Genomic DNA, 20,273 nt, shown 5'->3' on the forward strand with positions numbered 1-20,273 from the left:
ACCCGCGGACAACGACCATAAAAACAGGAGGAAACCATGCGCTTCGTGAAACGGCTGGCGGCCGGCGCCGCAGCATTGGGCATCGCCGCGCTGGCGATGACCGGACCAACCCCAGCCGCCGCCCAGACGGCGGAGCCGATCCGGATCGGCGTGCCGCTGCCGCTGACCGGCGTGCTGGCGGTTGGTGGCCAGACCATCCTGGCCGGCGTCCAGTTCGCGGCGGATGAGATCAACGCGGCCGGCGGCCTGCTGGGCCGTCCGGTCTCCCTGCTGATCGAGGACACCAAGAGCGAACCCAACACCGCCGCCACCATCGCTTCCAAGATGGTCACCGAGGACAAGGTCTACGCCTTCGTCGGCGGATACGGCAGCACGGCGGACTTCGCGCTGCTCTCCAGCGTCAAGCGCTACAAGCCGCTGTTCATCCACACCGGTTCCTCGTCCGTCCGGCTGGAAAAGACTTTCGGCACCGAGGACTGGTACTATCATGTCTACATCTGGGACTATCACCGCCAGAAGGCGGCTTCGAGCTTCCTCGCCGCCATCGATCCCAAGGTCAAGACGGTGGCTCTGGCCTATGAGGACGGGCTCTACGGCGCCGATGCCGCCAAATACGCCGAGGAATATCTGACGAAGGCCGGCATCAAGCTGGTGATGAAGGAGCCGTTCAAATCCGGCTCGCCCGACTTCTCGCCGGTGCTGACCCGCGTCAAGTCGCTGAACCCCGACGCCTTCTTCTCCGTCGGCTATTCGGGCGACAACCTCCAGCTCGTCCGCCAGATGAAGAGCCTGGGGATCAAGCCGAAGCTGACCATGGTGGTGTCGGCCGGCGACCGCCGCGCCGACTATGGCGACATGAGCGAGGGGCTGACCATGATCACCGAATGGTCCACCGCCGACCGCACCCCGGCCGCCGCCGAACTGATCCGCAAGGTGGAGGCCAAGGGCCAGACCATCGCCCCCGTCTTCCCCCAGGGCTATGTCGGCATGATGACCTTGGCCAAGTCCATCGAGAGCGCCGGCACGCTGGATCAGGACAAGGTGCGCCAAGCACTGTCCACCGCCACCTTCGACACCCCCTACGGCAAGATCGGCTACCGGCCGTCTGAGGGCGGCGGGCTGCACCAGCTTCTGTCGGACGAGACGATGGTCATCGTCCAGCACCGCAAGGAGGGCGAGGAGATCGTCTATCCGGCGGCCAAGGCGAGCGGCAAGCTCGTCTATCCGGCACCGTGAGATGACGGTCCGCTTCGAACGGCGCGGAACGGTCGGGCTGATCACCCTGGCGAAGCCCGACCGCCACAACGCGCTGGCCGCCGATCTGGTGGCCGACCTGCTCGCCACGCTCGACCGGCCCGAGGCGCGTCAGGCCGCCGCGCTGGTCATTGCCGGCGACGGCCCGTCCTTCTGCGCCGGGGCCGACATCGGCGACCTGCTCGACGCCGGCTGGATGACCCCGGCTCCTGCCGGGCCGACGCCGATGGATCTGTTCGAACGGCTGGACGGCCATCCCCGCCCGACCATTGCCGCCGTCCATGGCCGGGCGCTCGGCGGCGGATTCGAGCTGTCGCTGTGCTGCGATCTGGTGGTCGCGGCGGCGGATGCCGTCTTCGCGCTGCCCGAACTGGGGCTGGGGGTGGTGCCCAACACCGGGCTGGCGCGGCTGGCACAGATCGCCGGCCCGCGCCACGCCCTGGACCTGATCCTGACCCGCCGCCGCATCGGAGCGGAGGAGGCGGCGGCATTGGGGCTGGTCTCCCGCGTCGTTCCGTCCGGAAGCGCCGTGGACGCCGCGGTGGAGCTGGCGCGCGCCATCACCGACGGGGCGCCGCCGGGGGCCATCGCCACGGTCAAGCGCGCGGTCCGCCGCGCAGCACCCCTCGACTGGACGGCGGTGCGCACGATGCTGGCCGAGCTGCCCCCCGGCGAATGTGCGGAGGGGCTGGGCGCCTTCCGCGACCGGCGGCGGCCCGATTACAGCGAATTCTGGAGGACATCGGATGCGTGACGCCAAATCCTTCCAGGTCTTCGACCTGCATCACCATGTCGGCTCGCTCGACATTGTCGGCGCGAACGGGGGCGGGGCAAGAGGCGGCGGGGCAGGGGAGGGAATGGCGGCGGATGCCGAACAGCGGATCGCCTTCATGGACCGCCACGGCATCGCCCAGGCCCTGCTGATGCCGTCGAACGGCTATCAGGCGCCGAACGGCATCGCCGACACCCGCCGGGTCAACGATTCCGTCGCCGAATACCGCGACCGCTGGAGCGACCGTTTCCCGGCGGCGCTCGCCACCGTATCCCCGCTGGAAGGGGATGCGGCGCTGGACGAGATCGACCGTTGCATCCAGGTGCTCGGGATGAAGGGCATCGTCTGGCACCACCGCTTCCAGGGCTGCGCCATCGACCATCCGCGCATGGACGCGCTGCTGGAGCGCGTGCGCCATCACGGTGTGCCGGCCTTCATCCACATCATCGGCGATTCGAAGCTGGAATCGCCGTGGAAGCTGGAGGTGCTGGCCGAACGCTTCCGCGACGTGCAGTTCGTCGCGCTGGACGCCTTCTCCTCACCCGATTTCGCGCATTGGATGCCGCACATCGCTCGGCGTCATCCGAACATCCTGTTCGACACCGGGGTGATGGTTCCGGTTTCCCACATGATCGAGCGTTTCGTGCGCGAGGCCGGAGCGCACCGGCTGCTGCTGGGCACGGATTTCTACTCCTCGCCTAAACTGTTCAGCGTTCCTTTCCCCCTGCTGGAGATCCTGGCCTCCGACCTGACCGACACGGACTGCGCGGAGATCCTCGGCGGCAACGCCCGCCGCCTGCTGGGGCTTGCCTGAGAAACCGGCCCGGGCGGTGCATCGACGTACCGCCGGGCCGACGTGAAGCGCTTCATCCGCCGCTGTCGGCTCCCGCGCCAATTCTCCAGTTCCGGCGCGGGGACTGACGGAACCATCAAGCGATTTAAGACGAATGCCTTTAATTTCCATAATAAATCTTATGCGTTATTTTTGTGTAAGCACAATGTCAAAATGTCAGTCCAGCGCAACATAGAACTGTCAATCCGCGGCCGGCAGCCGACGCGTATCGGCTTTTGCGTTATGCGGCGTCGCATAAGCTACGCGGCCTCAAGCCAGTGCGTGCAGGCGGCCAATTTTCCAAGCGCAAGCTGCGGTCGGCCCAGCCGGAGAGCGGCTACCGCCAGCACACCTAGGGCGTGTGCGGCACGCCCTGGGTCCAACCCGCTCAGCGGCTCGTCGAGCAGTCAGGGCGAAGCCGATCTCCGTCCGCACCGTCTCGGCGAAGAAATGACGCGGCAGGTCCTGGCGCAGGAAACCGACACGGCCCGGCAGGTCGCGCAGGCTGGGATTGCGCAGGTCGGTGACGGTACCAGCCTCCAGCGGTTCCGCACCGTTCAGACAGCGCAGCAACCTGCTCTTCCCTGCCCCATTGACGCCGCTGAGGTGAAAACGCCGCGTCGCCGACCGGGTGGTTTTCAAGGATGCGGGATGGATCGTCGAATGTACCGGGCCCGACGGGTTCTTTGGCTCCCCACGTCACGAACGGACCCGCAAGCACCGGACAGGCTTTAAAGCCCCAGCCGGTCCATGATGCGGCCGTGCTGCACGACGCTCCAGACGCCCAGCGGCCACAGGGCGTGGAAGCGGATCGCCTTCGGCTCGACGACCGGCAGGTCGAGCCGGGCGGCACTCCCGTCGATCAGCCGCCGCGCCAGCTGCTCGGCAATCGCCGTTCCCAGCGCCACGCCGCGCCCGTTGCAGCCGAGATAGGCGAGCACGCCCGGCGCCGGTTCGTGCAGATGGGGCCAATGGTCCTTCGTGATGGCGAGCCTGCTGTTCCAGCCATGGGTCCAGCGCAGCCCCGCAAGCTGGGGCCACAGTATCTCCGCATAGTCGGTCAGATAGGCCAGTGGTGCCGGCGTGCCGATCGGCCGCATCGGGCCGCGGCCCCCCATCAGCAGCCGCCCCTTGGCGTCGATCCGGTAATAGACGGTGATCCGGCCGCTTTCGTAGACCGCCGGACGGTCGGGCAGAACGCCGCGCAGGCGGTCGTCGCCGAGCGGCTCGCTCGCCGCGATGGCGCTGAACACCGGCACCACCGTGCGCCGCAGCCCCTGCCACAGGTCGTCGGTGAAGCCGTTGGTGGCGATCAGGATCTTTTCGGCCTCGATGGTGCCGGCCGGCGTCTCGATGGACCAGCCGCCGGAGCGCCGGTTCAGCGCCCGTGCCGGCGTGCGGCCATGGACCGCGGCACCGGCGGCGATGGCCGCCGCCGCGAGGCCGCGCACATAGGCCAGCGGATTCAGATGGCCGCCGCGCCGGTCGAGCATCGCGCCGTGATAGGCCGTGGTCCCGGTGGCGCCGGCCGTCTCCTCCCGGTCGAGGAAGGACACCGGCATGCCGCGGACCATGCATTGGCGCGCGGTCTCCGCCACGCCGCCCGTCGATCTGGCGCTGCGCGCGACCCGGAGCGTGCCGCCTTGCCGCGCCTCGCAGGCGATGCCCAGCCGGTCGATCAGCGCGAAGGTCCGGTCGGTCGTCCCATAGGCGAACTCGACCATCCGGGGACCGAGATCGGGTCCCCAGATCCGTTCGATCTCGTCGGGATCGAACTTCAGTCCGGGATTGAGCTGGCCGCCATTGTTTCCCGAGGCGCCCCATCCCGGCTCGCCCTGGTCGATCACCACGGTGTCCACCCCGGCTTCGGCGAGGTGGAGGGCTGTCGTCAGCCCGACGATGCCGGCGCCGACAATCGCCACCGAGGCCCGGCGCGAACCGCCGAGCGGCGGGGTCGGCGGAGCCGGCGGTGCGTCCAGCGAATAGACATTCGGAGGCAAGGCGAGAGGCGCGGTCATGAGGACGGCTTTCCAGAGAGAGGCGACGATTTTCCGGCGAAACTCTCAGGCCGGTTCGGCCGGCAGGAAGATCTTGCCCGGATTCATCAGCCCGTTCGGATCGAGCATCTGCTTGATCCCGCGCATCAGCAGAAGCTCGTCGGGGTTCTTGGTCCGCGCCAGCCGCTTGCGGTAGGTATAGCCGACGCCATGCTCGGCCGTGATGCTGCCGCCGAGATCCATAGCGATGTCGTCGATGATCACATCAACGTCGTCGGACGCGGCCTCGAACGCCTCGGCCGTCGCGAAACGCTCGTGCGGGAACAGCACCACGACGTGGATGTTGCCGTCGCCGATATGGCCGACCATCATGACGTTGGCGTCGGGATAGGCGGCGAGCACCGCCGTCTCCACCCGCTCGACGAAGGCCGGCTGCTCGGCGACCGGAACCGAGGTGTCGTGCGACATGGTCTTGCCGGCGAGCTTGAATTCGCCGGTGACGCCATGGCGCAGCTTCCAGATCGCCTCCTCCTGGGCGAGGCTGGAGCCGATGACGGCGTCGCTGACCAGACCGGCCTCGAAGATCTCGCCGAGAAACGCCTCCATGTCCGCCGCGAGCGGGGCGTCGGGCCGCGAATCCCCCACCTCCAGCAGCAGATACCAGGGGGCCGGCTGGGCGAAGGGCATCACCGTGCCGGTCACGTATTTCAGCACGAAATCCATATAGGACGAGCCGATGATCTCGAAGCTGGAGATCCGCTCGCCGAAGGTCTTCCGCGCCTGTGCGAACAGGGTCAGCGCATCCGCCACGCCCGCTATCTGCATCATCGCGATGGAGCGCGAGCGGATGGCCGGGAACAGCTTCAGCGTCGCGGCGGTGACGATGCCGAGCGTGCCCTCGGCACCGACGAACAGCTGCTTCAAATCGTAGCCCGAATTGTCCTTGCGCAGCCGGCGCAGGCCGCCCAGCACCGTGCCGTCGGCCAACACGACCTCCAGCCCGAGCACGAGCTGGCGCATGTTGCCATAGCGCAGAACGGCGATGCCGCCGGCGTTGGTGGCGATGTTGCCGCCGATCTGGCAGCTGCCCTCGGCGCCAAGGCTCAGCGGGAACAGCAGCCCGTCACGGGCCGCCGCCGCCTGGATGTCGGCGAGGATGCAGCCCGCCTCCACCGTGATCGTCTCCTCCGCCGCGGAAACCGCGCGGATGCGGTTCATGCGGTCGAGGCGCAGGACGATGCTCGGCCGCGGTCCGACCGGCGTGGCGGCGCCGCACAGGCCGGTGTTGCCGCCCTGCGGCACGATGGCCACCCCGGCCGCGGCGCAGGCTTTCACCACGCCGGACACCTCCGCCGTGCTCGCCGGCTTGACCACGGCCAGCGCCTCGCCCGTGTAGCGGCCGCGATGGTCGGTGAGGAAGGCCGCGGTGTCGGGGGCGGCGGTGACGACATACCGCTCCCCGACAATCGAGATCAGTTCGGCAAGCAGGGCATCGTGGGACATGGCATTCGCACCGATGGCAGCGGCAAAGGGCAGGATGGAGGACGGGATCGTCCGGCGGTCAGGTCAGCATCCACTCGGCATAGCGTTTCTGCATCGCCGTGTAGTTCTCGCTCCACCATTGGGAATCGACGATCACGTTCTTGCCGTTGGTGAGGTCGGGCAGATACTGGCTGGCGGGGCCGGCCTTCACCTCGTCCATCGCCGCGACGCTGTTCGGCAGATAATAGCCGCGTGTCGCCCAGGCGACCTGACGGTCCGGCCGCAGGCAGAAGTCGATGAAGCGCATCGCCGCTTCCTTGTTCTTCGTGCCCTTGGGAACGGCGAAATAGTCGAGCGAATTGATCGTCTGCGCGAAGGAGAAGTCCAGGCTGGCGCCCGCCTTCTGGGCCGATTTCACCCGGTTGAAATAGCTGTAGGAGAAGTCGGCCTCGCCCTGGACAATGGCGTTCACCTGATCGGGGGTGGTGGCCGCCCATTTGCTGACATGGGGCTTGATGCGGTCGAGCATGCGGAACGCCCGCTCGACGTCGAGCGGATAGAGATCCTTCGGCGCGACGCCGTCGGCGATCAGCGCGGCCTCCAGCGTTTCCGACGCCAGCGACCGCATCACCCGGCGGCCGGGGAAGCGCGCGACGTCGTAGAAGCCGGCGAAATCGACGGGATGCTTGCCGTCGGGAGAGCGCTTGGTATCCCAGACCAGCCCGCCGCTGTAGAGATAGAGCGGCATGTAGTCGGGCGCCGCGGCCTGCACCAGCGGACCCGGCTTGATGATCGAGAGGTCGAGTTCCTCCCACAGCTTGTCGCGGGCGCCGGAGGTGGCGAAGGCGGCGGGGGCGTCGATGACGTCCCACTGCACGGCCTTGCTCTGCACCTGCGCCTTCACCTTGGCCATGTCGCCGTTGTCGACCAGCGCGACCTTGATGCCGGTCTCCTGGGTGAAGGGGTCGGCGAAGATCTCGCGGACCATCTTGTTGTAGTCGCCGCCCCAGGAGGTGACGGTGAGGGTGGTGTCGGCGGCATGGGCGCGGCGGGAGAACACCGCCGGAGCCGCCGTCAGGCCCACGATGCCGGCGAGGCCGGCGGCACCGCCCTTCAGCAGCCCGCGCCGCGAAGTCAGGAACGTCGTCTTGGTCATGGGCACTTTCCCCCTCGTTTTTCGGCAGTGGTCAAAACCGGTCGGCGTCAGCCGGCGGGCAGCATTGTGTTGGGCAGCTGTGTGTTGGGCGGCGGCAGCAGCCGGGCGTGGTCCATCGTCCAGCCGGCGCGGACCGTCTCGTCGCGGCGGGCGCCGGCCCGGCCCGGCTGGTTGAGTTCCTGGACGATGACCATGCTGCCGTCGGCGCAGCGCACGAAGTGCCGCACCACCCCGCCGAGCAGGATCGAATCCTCGATCCGGCCGGCGACGCTGGTGGGATCGGCGCGGTCGGTCAGCATCATGTTCTCCGGCCGGACCAGCAGGACGCCGCGGTCGCCGAGCCTGACCGGCCGGTCGGGCGCCGGGACCGGGAAGGCGCCGAGCGCGGTCTTCAGCGTGACGGTGCCGCCCTCCCCCGCCGCGATCTCGCCGGGAATCAGGTTGGAGCTGCCGATGAACTCGGCGCTGAACACGGTCTCCGGCTTGAAATAGAGGGTGTCGGGCTGTCCCTGCTGCTCGATCCGGCCGCCGTTCATCAGGACGATGCGGTCGGACATCGTCAGCGCCTCGTCCTGGTCGTGCGTCACGTAGAGCATGGTGATGCCGAGTTCGGCATGGAGCCGCTTGATCTCCAGCTGCATCTGCTCGCGCAGCTTCTTGTCGAGCGCGCCGAGCGGCTCGTCCATCAGGATCAGCGCCGGATTGTAGACGATGCAGCGGGCGAGCGAGACGCGCTGCTGCTGGCCGCCCGACAGTTCGCGCGGCTTGCGGCCGGCGACATGGCCGAGCTGGATCAGGTCGAGCACGCCGGTGACCTTGCGCCGGATCTCGTCCTTGGGCAGGCCGCGCACCTGCAAGGGGAAGGCGATGTTCTCGAACACCGTCATGTGCGGCATCAGCGCGTAGTTCTGGAACACCATGCCCAGGCCGCGCCGGTTGGTCGGCAGGGTGGTGGCGTCGCGGCCGTCGATGATGATCCGGCCGGAACTAGGGCCGATCATGCCGGCGATCAGGTTGAGCAGGGTCGACTTGCCCGAGCCGCTCGGCCCCAGCAGCGTGACGAACTCGCCCTTGGCGATCGACAGGTCGATGCTGTGCAGGGCCTCAAACTCGCCATAGCGTTTCGTGACGCCCTGGAGCTGGACCATGGCGGGAGCGGACGGAGCGTTCATGAGTGCGCCTCGGTCTTGCGCTGCAGGGCGATGATGCCCAGAGCGATGAGCAACGACAGGACGGTGAGCAGGGTCGATACCGCAGCCAGGACCGGCGTCAGTTCCCAGCGGATGGAGCTGTACATCTTGACCGGCAAAGTCATGGCGTCGGTGCCGGTCAGGAAGTAGGCGACCACCACCTCGTCCAGCGACATCAGGAAGGCGAAGAGCGCGCCGACAGCAATGGCGGGCCCGAGCTGCGGCAGCACCACGCGGAAGAACACCACCCGCCGCGAGGCCCCCATGATCGACGCCACGGTCTCCAGCGCGATGTCCGAATGCTGCAGTCCCGACATCACCGAGATCATGATGTAGGGCGTGGTCAGCATGACATGGGCGAGGACGACGCCCGCGGTGGTGTCGAGCAGCCCCCAGTTGGAGAATTGCAGGTAGAGGCCGAGCCCGAGGACGATGACCGGCACCAGCATCGGCATCATGAAGAGGCCGCGCAGCAAGCCCCGGCCGGGCAGCTCCGACCGTGCCAGCGCATAGGCGGCGGGCACCGCCAGCAGCAGGGCGATCACCGTGGTGGCGACGGCGACGACCAGGCTCTGCACCATCGATCCCCACCAGGCCGGATCGGTGAAGAACTGCCGGTAGAGCCCGAGGGAGAATTCCCGCGGCGGGAACTCGATCTGTCCGGAATTGCCGAAGGAGATCGGCACGACGATCAGGCTCGGGACCAGCAGGAAGAGATAGCAGAGCCAGGCGGCGGCGGTGACGAGGCGGCGGGCGATGTGGCTGGAGCCGAACAGCGGGTTCATGCCGCACCTCCCGACAGGCCGCCGCGCACCCGGCCCAGCATCGCGACCAGCAGGCCCGAGATCGCCAGCAGGGCCACGGCCGTCGCCGAGGCGGCGGTCCAGTCCAGCGTCTGGCGGGTGTAGAAATCGACGAGGTTGGCGACCATCATGTCCTGCCGCCCGCCGAGCAGGGCCGGGGTGATGTACATGCCGATCGACAGCGTCACGTTGATCAGCACCCCGGCGACGACGCCCGGCATGCTGAGCGGCAGGATGATCTTCCAGAAGATGCGCAGCGGGCCGGCGCCCATCGTCTCGGCGGCGAGGATGAGCCGGCGGTCGAGCGCCAGCAGGCTGCCGAGGATCGACAGGATCATGAAGGGCAGCAGAAAATTGATCATGCCCAGCACCACGCCGACGCGGTTGAACATCATCGGCAGGTTGATCTGGCCGCCGCTGAGGAAGCCGAGAAGCTGGTTGACCAGCCCCTGGTTGCCGAACACCGCCACCAGCGCGAAGCTCTTGACCAGGATGCTGGTCCAGAACGGCAGCATCACCATCACCAGACAGGCCGTCCGCCGCCGCGGCGGCTGGGCCGCCAGATGCATGGCGACCGGATAGCCGAAAATCAGGCTGACCAGCGTGCCGGTGATCGCGATCTCGAAGGTGTTGCGCAGGACCTTGAGGAACAGGGTGCTCGACGCCAGCTCGGCGTAGGCCCGCAGGGACAGATGGCCAGACAGCTGGCCGGACGTCTGGCCGTCATAGAGGCTGGTCCACAGCGTGAGGCCCAGCGGATAAAGCAGGATGGCGAACATCAGAACGGTCAGGGGGGCCAGAAGCACTATCGCCGACCAGGGACCGAGACCCGATGCGCCCGATGCGGTGGATGAACTGGTCAACGCAGCACGTCCTTCAGTTCCGGCACGGGATCCGGGGGGCGCCTGCGGCGCGCCCCGGCGGGGTGTGTTGAAACTATGGGCGCCAATTTTCAGTAAGGCAACGGGTATTTTCAATATTCTAAAAACAGCGGACCGGATGGGCCTTGGGGAATCCGCATAGCGGCAGCCGCATCAGATGTCGGCGTTCACCCAGAACACCGTGGCCGGGCGCGCGCTGCTGTTGGCGAAGCGGTGCGGCTTGTCGCTGGAAAAGGCGAAACAGTCGCCCTCGTAGAGCATGAAGGTCTCGCCGTCGATCTGAAGCTCCAGCGCGCCGGACAGGACGAAGCCGATCTCCTCGCCCTTGTGCGTGTAGGGTTGCGCCCCGGAATTGCAGCCCGGCTGGATCGCCATGAAGAAGCCGCGCAGCCGCTTGCTGGCGACCGGGGACGCGACGTCTTTGCGGATTCCGTCGAGGTCGAGCAGCTGCGACCGCTCCCCGGCCCGCACGATATAACGGCTTTCGGTGGTTTTCGACGATGACGGGTCGATCAGCCAGGCCGGCATCACCCCGAAGGCGGCGGCGACCGTGTAGACCGTCCGCACTGTCGGCGACACCAATCCGCGCTCCAGCTGCGACAGCGTGCCGATGGACACGCCGGTCGCCTTCGCCAGATCGGTCAGCGTCATGCCCGCCTTGAGCCGCAGATCCCGGATCCGCTGCCCGAGCTTCTGCGTCTCCTCATCCACATTGGTGCCGGGGTTGGCACCGTTCGCCTGGACGCGCTCGGCGCCATCCTCAGCGGTCTTCGTGTGCGGCATCGACGTGGCGCATCCGTTCCTGTGATCAGGACCGGTATCGGCGAAGCCGGGCGGTCCCATAATGATCGCCAGGATAGCAACCGGTTTCAGTGGTGTCAGTTCATTTTTCAGAAAACCAAAAATTTGCGGTGGAGCGATCCGCCGGGATCACCTATCATCCCGTCACCTGATGATGGCCGGACGGCCTCTCAACCGACCCCCCCTGGCGGAAAGAACCCCCATGTCAGCGACGATCGATTGGCACGCTCGCGCCGCCGCGCTCAGCGTTACCGGCAGCGCCTTCATCGACGGGCGCTATGTCCAGGCCCGTTCGGGCAAGACCTTCGACTGCATCAACCCGGCGACCGGCAAAATCCTGGCGCAGATCGCCGCCTGCGATGCCGAGGATGTCGACCATGCGGTCGCGGCGGCGCGCAAGGCCTTCGACTCCGGGGTCTGGTCGCGCATGGCGCCGCGCGAGCGCAAGAAGCGCCTCGCCGCCTTCGCCGACCTGATCGCCGCCAACACCGAAGAGCTGGCGCTGCTCGAGACGCTCGACATGGGCAAGCCGATCCGCGACAGCCTCGCGGTCGACCTGCCGCTGTCGGCGCAATGCATCGACTGGTACGCCGAAGCCATCGACAAGCTCTATGACGAGATCGCGCCGACCGCGCCGACCGCGGTGTCGCTGATCCGCCGCGAGCCGCTCGGCGTCGTCGCCGCGGTGGTGCCGTGGAACTTCCCGCTGCTGATGGCGGCGTGGAAGCTCGGCCCCATCCTCGCCGCCGGCAATTCGGTGATCCTGAAACCGGCGGAGCAGTCGCCGCTCACCGCCATCAGGCTCGGCGAGCTTGCCGCGGCGGCCGGCATTCCCGACGGCGTGTTCAACGTGGTTCCCGGCTTCGGCGAGACCGCCGGGCGGGCGCTCGGCCTGCACATGGACGTCGATGCGGTGGCCTTCACCGGCTCGACCGAGGTCGGGAAATACTTCCTCCAATATTCCGGCCAGTCCAACATGAAGCGGATCGGCCTGGAGTGCGGCGGCAAGAGCCCGAACATCATCCTGGCCGACGCGCCGGATCTCGATGCCGCGGCGACCGCGGCGGCCTGGGGCATCTTCTATAACCAGGGAGAGGTCTGCAACGCCGGCTCGCGCCTGATCGTCGAGCGGAGCGTGAAGGACGAGGTCGTCGAAAAGGTGATCGCGGTCGGCGGCGCCATCAAGGTCGGCGACCCGCTCGACCCGGCGACGGAGATGGGCGCCATGGTCGATGCCCGGCAGGCCGAGCGGGTCATGGAGTACATCGACAAGGGAAAGGCGGAGGGCGCCACCCTCCGGCTCGGCGGCAAGCGCATCGCGTCGGACGGCTGCTTCATCGAGGCGACGCTGTTCGACGACGTCACCGGCGGCATGACCATCGCGCGCGAAGAGATCTTCGGCCCGGTGCTGGCGACCATCGCCGCCAACGACGTGGACGATGCGATCCGCATCGGCAACGACACGGCCTACGGTCTCGCCGCGGCGGTCTGGACCCGCGACCTCAACACCGCCTTCAAGGCGTCCTCGGCGCTCCGCGCCGGCGTGGTCTGGGTCAACTGCTTCGACCATGGCGACATCTCCTCGCCCTTCGGCGGGTTCAAGCAATCCGGCTTCGGGCGGGACAAGTCGCTGCACGCGCTGGAGAAATACACCGAGCTGAAGGCGACCTGGATTCACCTCGGCCGCTGACGCCGGCACGGGGAAGGGCCGGGCCGCCTCCCTGCGGCCCGGCCTGCCCTTCCAACATCCGCATAAGGAGACCCTGCCCTTGCCGCTGCCGATGTTCCGCGGGCTGATCCCCGCCTTCCCGACGCCGCTGAACGACGACGGAACGCTCGACGAGAGCGGGCTCGAACGGATCGTCGCCTACCAGATCGAGCGCGGCGCGTCCGGGCTGCTCCCGCTCGGCGGCACCGGCGAAGCGGCCTCCTTCGACCTCGCCACCGCCCGGCGCATCATGGAGGTCACCGTCTCCGCCGCCGGCGGGCGCGTGCCGGTGATCGGCGGCGTGCTCGCCCCCGGCTTCGGCGGCGCGCTCGACATCGGACGGATGTGCCGGCAGGCGGGGGCCGACGGCCTCATGGTCATCCCGCCCTATTATGCGCGCACCGACCAGGAGGGGATCCTGCGCTATTTCCGGGCGCTCGCCCCGGAACTCGGACTGCCGATCCTCTATTACGACAACCCCTTCCGCAGCCAGATCGTCACCGCGCCGGAAACCATCGCCCGTCTGGCGGCGGAACGGCTGATCGTCGGCATGAAGGCATCGAACACCGATCTCTACCATCTCGACCGGCTGTCGAAGCTGATCGACGAGGAGTTCAGCCTGTTGAGCGGCCAGGACACCCTGTTCGTCCAGCAGGTGATCCTCGGGGCCAAGGGCGGCATCCTGACATCGGCCGCCCTGCTGCCCGGCTATTGGGCCAGGATTCAGGCGCTCGCCGAGAGCGGCCGGGTCGCCGACGCGCTGGCCGCCCAGGGCAGGCTGAATCCCCTGATGGACGCCCTGTTCGCCGAGCAGTTCCCCGAGGCCGTCCGGCGGGCCTTCGCCCTGATCGGCCTGCCGATAGGCCGGTCGCTCCCGCCGGTCGGACGCCTTTCCGATGCCACGGAAGCAGCGCTCGCTGCCGCGGTCGGGTCGTTGGTGGCGGACGGCACGCTGGTCTAGCGGCCGCATCGTCACGTCAGCCGGCGCAGTGCAGCGGGGCGGCGAAGCCGTCGCCGGTCAGAGGTCGACGTAGTCGATCCGCCGCATCACCTGGGCGATGGACCGCGCGACGGCCGCCACCTTGGGATCGTTGACGCCGGTCCGATAGCAGATGAAAAGCCGTCCGTTCTCCACCAGCGGATCGGACGTCACCCGCGCTCCCTCCGGTGTCAGGACGGCGCCGCCGCCTTTGTGCCCGCCGGCCCTGTCAGCGACCAGGGGACGGCCGAACAGGTTGTTCATGGCGTCGACGGCGCCCCAGGCCGCCTTGTCGGTGATGCCGACCGCCCGCGCCGCAGCGGGGATGCGTTGGCCGCAGCGAAGGAAGGCTGGGCGCGCATCGCGAAGGCCGCCGTTGACGGTCTCCGCCGGTCATGGCGACGAGGCCGGAGCAGGCTAGCCCAGCTTCCGCTTCTGCGGTCACGCAACAGGATGATTGCCCGATCCTCACCGAGCCTGATACGTTATATTCAATGGAATATAGAGGTGCGGGCATCCCGATGGTCCATCTCCCGGTTCTTCGCAGGTCCGCCGCCGGCGCGGTCGGTGCGCTGCTTCATGACGAATGGGCCGCTGCCTTCCCCGATCCGGGGCCGGCGCCCACCGGCTCGCGCCGGGCCCGCATCTGGGACATCGCGCCGAACCTGCATTGCTCGGTCATCGGCACCTGCCTGAGCACCGGCGAACTGCGCCAGTTCTTCGTCAAGCTGGGGGACGCCGACGCCCGCACCGCAACCGACCACACCCTGCATGGTCGTGGCGTCCAGTTGGCCGGGCAACGCGGCACGGCCGGCAAGCTGCTGCACAAGACGCTGGATCGGCGCCATGACACGGCGGTCCGCCGCTTCGCCAAGGCCGGCACGGTTGAGGAGGTCCGCCGGCTCTGGCTCCAGTCCTTCGAGCAGGGCGACATCCCCGGTGCCTATTGGGCCGTGCTGACCCACCCTGCGACCGATGTCGTGCTGGCACAGGAGGTGTTCGGCGAGGTCCATATGCTGTCGCACATGGTCGGTTCCTCCAACCGGCTCGACATCGCGCGGCTGCGCCGGACCGAACAGGCTCTGGCCGAGCGCGACGACACCATTTCCCGCCAGCAGACGCGGTTGAAGAGGGCGGCGGAGGAGCGGGCCGGGTTGTTGCTCCGGCTGGAGGCTATGGAGGTCCTGGCCGCCCGGACAAGAAACGAACCGACCGCGGTGCCGGTCACAGCCGATAATGCCGACGCGTTGCGGCGCAAGCTGAACGACGAGAAGGCGCACGCCGCAGCCCTTGCCGCGCGGCTGGCGGAAACCGAGGAGTCCTTGCTGGCTGCGGCCAAGAGCATCGCCGCTCTGGAAGCACGCGAGAGGACGCTCCGGGCCGAATTGTCCGCCTTCGAAGCGGCGTTGGCCGATGAGAGCGCGTGCGGACGGGGATGCGGCGAGGATGCCGGCCCAGGCCATCTCGCCGGCCGGCGGCTGCTCTATGTCGGCGGACGGCCCGGCCTGATCGGCGCCCTGCGAACGCTGACCGAGCGGCGGGGCGGCACGATGCTCGCCCACGATGGCGGGGTGGAGGACAACGCAGCCCTGCTGCCCGGCCTGATCAGCCAGGCCGACATCACCTTCTTTCCGGTGGATTGCGTCAGCCATGCCGCCGCCGGACGCATCAAGACGCTGTGCCGTCAGGCCGGCAAACCCTTCGTCCCGCTGCGCAGCGCCAGCATCGCCAGCTTCATCGCGGCCATCGCCGCCCCACCGATCGAGGTCGAGGATCCATGAGTCCGCTCCGCCGCCTTGCCACCCTGACGCTGTTGGCCGCCGCCGCCGCCATGTCGGCCGCCCCTGTGTCCACGGCCCGTGCCGAGGAACTGGTTCTCTATGGGGCGGGCAGTCTGCGCACCGCGATGACCGCCATCGCCGCCGACTATGCCAAGGCGACCGGCAACAGCGTGCGCACCGCCTTCGGGCCGTCCGGCCTGATGCGCGACCGGATCGAGGCGGGCGAGGCGGTCGATCTCTTCACCTCGGCCGACATGGGACATGCGCTGACCCTGCGCAAGGATGGGCGGGCCGCCGCCGCGGTGATGTTCACCCGCAACCGGCTGTGCGCCTTCGCCAAACCCGAGGCAAGGCTGGAGCCCGCCTCCTTCGCCGAGCGGCTGCTCGACCCATCGGTCCGGATCGGCACCTCGACGCCCAAGGCCGACCCCGGCGGCGACTACACCTGGGAGATGTTCCAGCGGATCGGGAAGCAGCATCCCGGCGCCTTCGCCACGCTCGACGCCAAGGCCAGGAAGATCGTCGGCGGCAGCACCGCGGCCGACCCGTCCGATCCCGACCCCATCGCCTCGGCCTTCGCGCGCGGCGACATCACCGTCATGATCGCCTATTGCAGCGGCGCCGAGCAGCGGCGCCAGGCCACGCCCGACCTCCAGGTGGTGCCGGTTCCGCCGCCCTACGCCACCGGTCCCGAATATGGTCTGGCGATCACCAGCCTCCAGAAGCCGGCCGCCGTCGGGCTGATGCTGGCGATCCTGTCGCCGGAGGGACAGGCGACGCTGGCGCGCTTCGGTTTCGACCCGGTCGGCCTGCCGTCGGGCGCGGAGCGCTGACCATGCCCCGCCCCCTCCGCGAACATCAGTCCCTCGCCGGCATGCCTCCGGTCCAGCCTCCGTTCGACGACCGCTCCGACGTTGCGGCGGTCGTCTATGGCGGCACGGACGATCCCGACAGGCTGCTCTCCGGCTTCCTGCTCGACCTGCAGACGCAGGGCTTCGACGCGGTGGGGATCGTGCAGGTCCGCCGGGAGGCACCGTTGGAAGGACGGCCGGCGCATGGCTTCCGCCTGCTTTCCGGCCAGGGCAGCCCTTCTCCCGATGACGATCCCGGCGGCGAAAGCCTCGCCGGGATCGGACGGCGGCTGGCCGCTCTGGTTGAAGGGCGCCCCGACATTGTTGTGCTGAACCGCTTCGGCTGGCAGGAACTCAACGGCTCCGGCCTGCTCGATGTCCTGCACCTCGCGATGCTGCGCGAGGTGCCCGCGGTCATCGCGGTGCCCGAGGCGCTGTTCCCCCACTGGCTCGAGCTTGCCAATGGGCTGACCGTCAGGCTGCCCTGCGACCGTGCCGCGCTGGACCGCTGGTGGGTGTCGCTGTGGCGGGCAGCGCCGGGCGGACGTCCTCCGACGGTGTGCGAGCGCGACAAGTAACCGCGATCCCCTCCACACGATCATCCTCAGACGGCAAGGTCGTCAGAACCGCCGCAACATTCAGCACATGCGCGACCTTGGTCTGGATCGAGATGACGGAAATGGTCATCGCTGTCACTTCGCGGTCCTTTCGGTCATGGTGAGGCCGGCCTGCTCACGGCGCGGCAGGCGGCCGTTCAGGACGAGGTAGGCGACAAGACCGATCACCAGCCCCCAGAAGGCCCCGCCGACGCCGAGCAGCTTGATGTTCGCAGCGGATGCCAGGAAGGTGATGAGCGCCGCTTCACGCGATGTCGGATCGGCCATCGCTCCGGCAAGGCTGCCGCCGATGGTGCCAAGCAATGCCAAACCGGCAAGCGTGGTGATGAAGGTGGCCGGAAAGGCCATGAAGACGGCGGCGAGCGTCACCCCGAACACGCCGACCAGCACATAGAAGCAGCCGGCCGCGATGCCCGCGATCCAGCGCTTTCGCGGGTCTTCATGTGCTTCCCTGCCGGTGGCGATCGCTGCCGTGATCGCCGCGATGTTGAAGGCGTGCGAGCCGAACGGGGCCATGATGAGCGAGCCGAGGCCGGTCACGGCGACGATGGGATTGGCGCTGGTCTTGAAGCCGTCGTTCCGCAGCACCAGCATCCCCGGCATGTACTGGCCGGTCAGCGTGATGAGAAACAGCGGCAACGCGACAGACAGCAGCGCATTCAGCGAGAACGCCGGCATCGTGAAGACGGGCGCGGCGAACTCAAGCTTCAGCCCCGACAGATCCACCCGGCCCTGCGTCAGCAGGAACACCAGCCCGAGACCGAGGATACCGACCACGGCATAACGGGCGGAAAAGCGCTTCAGCACGACATAGGCGACAATCAGCAGTCCGACGAGCAGTGGATCGACGCTCGCGCCACCGAAGGCACCGACGCCGAATTGCAGCAGGATGCCGGCCAGCAGCCCGGAGGCGATCCCCGGCGGGATCAGCCGGATGACCTTCTCGAAATAGCCCGAAAGACCGAGCGCGACGAAGGCCACTGCCGAGATCATGTAAGCGCCGACCGCTTCCGCATAGGGTGTCGTCGCCAGCGCGGTGACGAGAAACGCCGCCGCTGGCGTGGACCAGGCGGTGATGATCGGCTCGCGAAAGCGCCAGCTCAGGAACAGTCCCGTCAGTCCGACGCCGACGGAAACCGACCAGACCCATGAGGCCGTGAGTTCGGGGCTTAACCCAGCGGCCTTCGCCGCCTGAAACACCAGGATGAAGGTGCCGCCATAGTTGACGATCACGGAGATCAGCCCCGCCACGATGGGATGGGTCAGGTCGTTCAAGCGGATCGACGACGGTGAAGCATGTGAGGACATGATCCTGATGGGTCTCCTGAAGTTCGGGGCGCACAGGCCAAAACCGCTGCATTGACAAATAGCCGGCCAATGGCCTGAATTACCCATCCACTTCGTTCGAGAGATTCAGACCATTTGTTCAAGCATTCCCAACTGGAATCCGTGAAGGCATGGATTGCCCATCCCGCCCATTCCGCGATGCCGCTCCATGCGCGGATTCAACGGGCAATCCGGCACCTGATCGTCGATGGCGCGCTCGGGCGTGGGAAGCCGTTGCCAGCCTCACGCCCGCTCGCCAAATCGCTCGGCGTGTCGCGCGACACGGTTGAAGCCGCCTACGCCCAGCTTCATGCCGAGGGTTTCATCGACCGCCGGGTCGGCAGCGGCAGCTTCGTCGCCGAGATGACGGAGTTCACGCCGGGGCTCCGGCTATCCCGGCGTGACGCGCTCGCGCGCAGTCAGGCCCCGAACCTCAGCAGACGCGGGGCCGCAATGTCCCGCAGCGGCGGGGTGCGCGAGATGATGATTCCGCGACCCTTCGCGCATGGCGTGCCGGAAACCCGTACTTTTCCGCTTCGGCTCTGGGAAAGGCTGGAGCGACAGGTGCGCAAGGAGGCCAGCGCGCAGACACTGTTCCATGGCGATCCGCAGGGGACCGAACCGCTGCGCCGCGCCATCGCCGACTATGTGAATCTTGAACGGGGAGCCCGCGCCACGGCCGACCGGGTGCTCATCCTCACCAGTTCGCAGCAGGCCATGTCGCTTTGCGCCAACATGCTGCTCGATCCCGGCGACCGCATCTTCATCGAAGATCCCGCCTATTACGGCGCACGCAAGGCATTCGACGCGGCGGGGTTGGAATGCGTGCCGGTTCGTGTGGACCGGCAGGGCATCGTCGTCGATCAGATCCTTGCCGAGCCCCGCAAGGCGAAAGCCGTTTCCCTGACGCCTTCCCACCAGTTTCCAACCGGAGCCACACTGGCGCTGGATCGCCGCCTTGCGCTCATAGAATGGGCCTCGCGGCATCAGGCCTGGATCATCGAGGACGATTACGACAGCGAGTTCCACTATGCGGGCAAGCCGACCGCCTGCTTGCAGGGGCTCGATGCCCACGACCGGACCATCTACATCGGCACCTTCACCAAGTCGCTGTTTCCGGGTTTGCGGATCGGCTACGTCGTGCTGCCGCCCCAGCTCGTAAAGCCGATGACGGTGGCGCGCACCCTGCTTGATGGGCATTCGGCTCCGATGCCGCAACTGACGCTTGCCCGTTTCATGGAGGGAGGGCATTTCGGCGCCTATGTGCGCACCATGCGCGCCATCTATGCCGAACGTCTCGATGTGCTCGTCGACCTCGTTCAAAAGCATCTGTCCGATTTCGTCGAGCCGCGCGTTCCAATCGGCGGACTGCAAATGCCGTGTCTGCTCATCGGCGATCTGTCGGAGCGTATGGCGATCGACGCCGGGCGGCGTGTCGGGGTCGAGCTTCTGGGATTGACGGCACTTCACGCAACGAGCGACGCCAAGGGCGGTTTCCTGATGGGCTTTGCCGCTTACACGCCGGCCGAGATCGAGAATGCCGTCAAGAAGCTGGCAAACGCCTTTCTGGCGGTGGTCAAACCGTAGAAGACCGCCACTGCATTCCTTTGCCGAGGCGTCGCAACCGTCCTTTAATACCAGGGTCAGAAAGTTTTGACTTTTGCCCCTGGTATCGGCCGCGACGGCCGCCGCGCGGGCACATGCCCGCGAAGCCAAGGCCCGCGGACGCGGGCCGCCCGGCGTCTGAGGGACTGGAAAGTGCCGACCGCAGGTCGGAACTTTCCGGCACTGGTATAGACCTATGCGCACTCAGTGATCGAAAATTGCCGAGTGCTGGCGCAGA

At 67.6% G+C, this 20,273-nt stretch carries 19 protein-coding genes; 9 read left to right on the top strand and 10 right to left on the bottom strand.

Annotated features, from left to right (window positions below; translation table 11 throughout):
- The first annotated feature begins 36 nt into the window (after nt 1–36).
- From ABNQ39_RS34260 to ABNQ39_RS34270, 3 genes are read left to right on the top strand one after another with little or no spacing between them, the layout of a single operon-like run.
- The gene (locus ABNQ39_RS34260; RefSeq protein ID WP_376966922.1) at nt 37–1,236 is read left to right on the top strand and encodes an amino acid ABC transporter substrate-binding protein; all 1,200 of its coding nucleotides are present in this window, start codon (nt 37–39) and stop codon (nt 1,234–1,236) included.
- 1 nt (nt 1,237) lies between these two features.
- Entirely contained in the window at nt 1,238–2,008 is a 771-nt protein-coding gene (locus ABNQ39_RS34265) for an enoyl-CoA hydratase/isomerase family protein (protein ID WP_376966924.1), read from the top strand.
- Nucleotides 2,001–2,840, top strand: coding sequence for an amidohydrolase family protein (locus ABNQ39_RS34270; RefSeq protein WP_376966926.1), 840 nt, complete (start codon nt 2,001–2,003; stop codon nt 2,838–2,840). The genes ABNQ39_RS34265 and ABNQ39_RS34270 overlap by 8 nt, the downstream gene beginning before the upstream one ends.
- Nucleotides 2,841–3,128: 288 nt before the next feature.
- Here ABNQ39_RS34270 and ABNQ39_RS34275 read toward each other — a convergent pair whose 3' ends face one another.
- The 8 genes from ABNQ39_RS34275 to ABNQ39_RS34310 form a co-directional block, all read right to left on the bottom strand.
- On the bottom strand, nt 3,129–3,500 hold the full coding sequence (locus tag ABNQ39_RS34275; protein ID WP_376966928.1) for an ATP-binding cassette domain-containing protein: 372 nt from the start codon (nt 3,498–3,500) through the stop codon (nt 3,129–3,131).
- 89 nt (nt 3,501–3,589) lie between these two features.
- On the bottom strand, nt 3,590–4,876 hold the full coding sequence (locus ABNQ39_RS34280; RefSeq protein ID WP_376966930.1) for an NAD(P)/FAD-dependent oxidoreductase: 1,287 nt from the start codon (nt 4,874–4,876) through the stop codon (nt 3,590–3,592).
- A gap of 45 nt (nt 4,877–4,921) precedes the next feature.
- Nucleotides 4,922–6,358, bottom strand: a complete 1,437-nt coding sequence (locus ABNQ39_RS34285; RefSeq protein ID WP_376966932.1) for an FAD-binding oxidoreductase — start codon at nt 6,356–6,358, stop codon at nt 4,922–4,924.
- Nucleotides 6,359–6,416: 58 nt separating this feature from the next.
- Complete coding sequence (locus tag ABNQ39_RS34290; RefSeq protein WP_376966934.1) at nt 6,417–7,493, bottom strand: polyamine ABC transporter substrate-binding protein; 1,077 nt, start codon at nt 7,491–7,493, stop codon at nt 6,417–6,419.
- A gap of 47 nt (nt 7,494–7,540) precedes the next feature.
- Entirely contained in the window at nt 7,541–8,665 is a 1,125-nt protein-coding gene (locus ABNQ39_RS34295) for an ABC transporter ATP-binding protein (protein ID WP_376966936.1), read from the bottom strand.
- Nucleotides 8,662–9,468, bottom strand: coding sequence for an ABC transporter permease (locus ABNQ39_RS34300; RefSeq protein WP_376966938.1), 807 nt, complete (start codon nt 9,466–9,468; stop codon nt 8,662–8,664). The genes ABNQ39_RS34295 and ABNQ39_RS34300 overlap by 4 nt, the downstream gene beginning before the upstream one ends.
- The gene (locus ABNQ39_RS34305) at nt 9,465–10,349 is read right to left on the bottom strand and encodes an ABC transporter permease (RefSeq protein WP_376966940.1); all 885 of its coding nucleotides are present in this window, start codon (nt 10,347–10,349) and stop codon (nt 9,465–9,467) included. The genes ABNQ39_RS34300 and ABNQ39_RS34305 overlap by 4 nt, the downstream gene beginning before the upstream one ends.
- Nucleotides 10,350–10,520: 171 nt before the next feature.
- Entirely contained in the window at nt 10,521–11,150 is a 630-nt protein-coding gene (locus tag ABNQ39_RS34310) for a cupin domain-containing protein (protein ID WP_376966942.1), read from the bottom strand.
- Between the two features lie 220 nt (nt 11,151–11,370).
- Between ABNQ39_RS34310 and ABNQ39_RS34315 the strand changes: the two genes are divergently transcribed.
- Together ABNQ39_RS34315 and ABNQ39_RS34320 are read left to right on the top strand one after the other, a co-directional pair.
- Nucleotides 11,371–12,858, top strand: coding sequence for an aldehyde dehydrogenase (locus tag ABNQ39_RS34315; protein WP_376966944.1), 1,488 nt, complete (start codon nt 11,371–11,373; stop codon nt 12,856–12,858).
- Nucleotides 12,859–12,937: 79 nt separating this feature from the next.
- Nucleotides 12,938–13,837, top strand: a complete 900-nt coding sequence (locus ABNQ39_RS34320; RefSeq protein WP_376966946.1) for a dihydrodipicolinate synthase family protein — start codon at nt 12,938–12,940, stop codon at nt 13,835–13,837.
- Between the two features lie 57 nt (nt 13,838–13,894).
- Here ABNQ39_RS34320 and ABNQ39_RS34325 read toward each other — a convergent pair whose 3' ends face one another.
- Nucleotides 13,895–14,119, bottom strand: coding sequence for a hypothetical protein (locus ABNQ39_RS34325; RefSeq protein ID WP_376966948.1), 225 nt, complete (start codon nt 14,117–14,119; stop codon nt 13,895–13,897).
- 257 nt (nt 14,120–14,376) lie between these two features.
- Between ABNQ39_RS34325 and ABNQ39_RS34330 the strand changes: the two genes are divergently transcribed.
- Genes ABNQ39_RS34330 through ABNQ39_RS34340 form a run of 3 tightly spaced genes read left to right on the top strand, consistent with a single transcriptional unit; the run spans nt 14,377 to nt 17,065 of the window.
- Nucleotides 14,377–15,636: a DUF2325 domain-containing protein gene (locus ABNQ39_RS34330; RefSeq protein WP_376966950.1), complete on the top strand. Its 1,260-nt coding sequence runs from the start codon at nt 14,377–14,379 to the stop codon at nt 15,634–15,636.
- Nucleotides 15,633–16,469 carry a substrate-binding domain-containing protein gene (locus tag ABNQ39_RS34335; protein ID WP_376966952.1) on the top strand — a complete coding sequence of 279 codons (837 nt, stop codon included), beginning with the start codon at nt 15,633–15,635 and terminating at the stop codon, nt 16,467–16,469. Before ABNQ39_RS34330 ends, ABNQ39_RS34335 begins: the two co-directional genes overlap by 4 nt.
- A 2-nt stretch (nt 16,470–16,471) precedes the next feature.
- The gene (locus ABNQ39_RS34340) at nt 16,472–17,065 is read left to right on the top strand and encodes a DUF2478 domain-containing protein (RefSeq protein WP_376966954.1); all 594 of its coding nucleotides are present in this window, start codon (nt 16,472–16,474) and stop codon (nt 17,063–17,065) included.
- A 114-nt stretch (nt 17,066–17,179) separates the two neighbouring features.
- Here the strand turns inward: ABNQ39_RS34340 and ABNQ39_RS34345 are convergent, their stop codons facing one another.
- A complete protein-coding gene (locus ABNQ39_RS34345) occupies nt 17,180–18,412 on the bottom strand; it encodes a benzoate/H(+) symporter BenE family transporter (RefSeq protein WP_376966956.1) in 1,233 nt (410 codons plus the stop codon).
- Nucleotides 18,413–18,526: 114 nt separating this feature from the next.
- Between ABNQ39_RS34345 and ABNQ39_RS34350 the strand changes: the two genes are divergently transcribed.
- A complete protein-coding gene (locus ABNQ39_RS34350; protein WP_376966958.1) occupies nt 18,527–20,017 on the top strand; it encodes a PLP-dependent aminotransferase family protein in 1,491 nt (496 codons plus the stop codon).
- Nucleotides 20,018–20,273: the final 256 nt, after the last annotated feature.

Source organism: Azospirillum sp. A26 (genome assembly GCF_042604635.1).
In the GTDB taxonomy this organism is placed as follows: domain Bacteria; phylum Pseudomonadota; class Alphaproteobacteria; order Azospirillales; family Azospirillaceae; genus Azospirillum; species Azospirillum palustre.

Excerpts from the sequence above, each read along its gene's own strand:
- ABNQ39_RS34290 (WP_376966934.1), bottom strand. The coding sequence starts at position 7,493 with ATGACCAAGACGACGTTCCTGACTTCGCGGCGCGGGCTGCTGAAGGGC.
- ABNQ39_RS34340 (WP_376966954.1), top strand. The coding sequence starts at position 16,472 with ATGCCCCGCCCCCTCCGCGAACATCAGTCCCTCGCCGGCATGCCTCCG.
- ABNQ39_RS34310 (WP_376966942.1), bottom strand. The coding sequence starts at position 11,150 with ATGCCGCACACGAAGACCGCTGAGGATGGCGCCGAGCGCGTCCAGGCG.
- ABNQ39_RS34325 (WP_376966948.1), bottom strand. The coding sequence starts at position 14,119 with ATGAACAACCTGTTCGGCCGTCCCCTGGTCGCTGACAGGGCCGGCGGG.
- ABNQ39_RS34285 (WP_376966932.1), bottom strand. The coding sequence starts at position 6,358 with ATGTCCCACGATGCCCTGCTTGCCGAACTGATCTCGATTGTCGGGGAG.
- ABNQ39_RS34265 (WP_376966924.1), top strand. The coding sequence starts at position 1,238 with ATGACGGTCCGCTTCGAACGGCGCGGAACGGTCGGGCTGATCACCCTG.
- ABNQ39_RS34270 (WP_376966926.1), top strand. The coding sequence starts at position 2,001 with ATGCGTGACGCCAAATCCTTCCAGGTCTTCGACCTGCATCACCATGTC.
- ABNQ39_RS34335 (WP_376966952.1), top strand. The coding sequence starts at position 15,633 with ATGAGTCCGCTCCGCCGCCTTGCCACCCTGACGCTGTTGGCCGCCGCC.
- ABNQ39_RS34280 (WP_376966930.1), bottom strand. The coding sequence starts at position 4,876 with ATGACCGCGCCTCTCGCCTTGCCTCCGAATGTCTATTCGCTGGACGCA.
- ABNQ39_RS34315 (WP_376966944.1), top strand. The coding sequence starts at position 11,371 with ATGTCAGCGACGATCGATTGGCACGCTCGCGCCGCCGCGCTCAGCGTT.
- ABNQ39_RS34330 (WP_376966950.1), top strand. The coding sequence starts at position 14,377 with ATGGTCCATCTCCCGGTTCTTCGCAGGTCCGCCGCCGGCGCGGTCGGT.
- ABNQ39_RS34300 (WP_376966938.1), bottom strand. The coding sequence starts at position 9,468 with ATGAACCCGCTGTTCGGCTCCAGCCACATCGCCCGCCGCCTCGTCACC.
- ABNQ39_RS34260 (WP_376966922.1), top strand. The coding sequence starts at position 37 with ATGCGCTTCGTGAAACGGCTGGCGGCCGGCGCCGCAGCATTGGGCATC.
- ABNQ39_RS34295 (WP_376966936.1), bottom strand. The coding sequence starts at position 8,665 with ATGAACGCTCCGTCCGCTCCCGCCATGGTCCAGCTCCAGGGCGTCACG.
- ABNQ39_RS34345 (WP_376966956.1), bottom strand. The coding sequence starts at position 18,412 with ATGTCCTCACATGCTTCACCGTCGTCGATCCGCTTGAACGACCTGACC.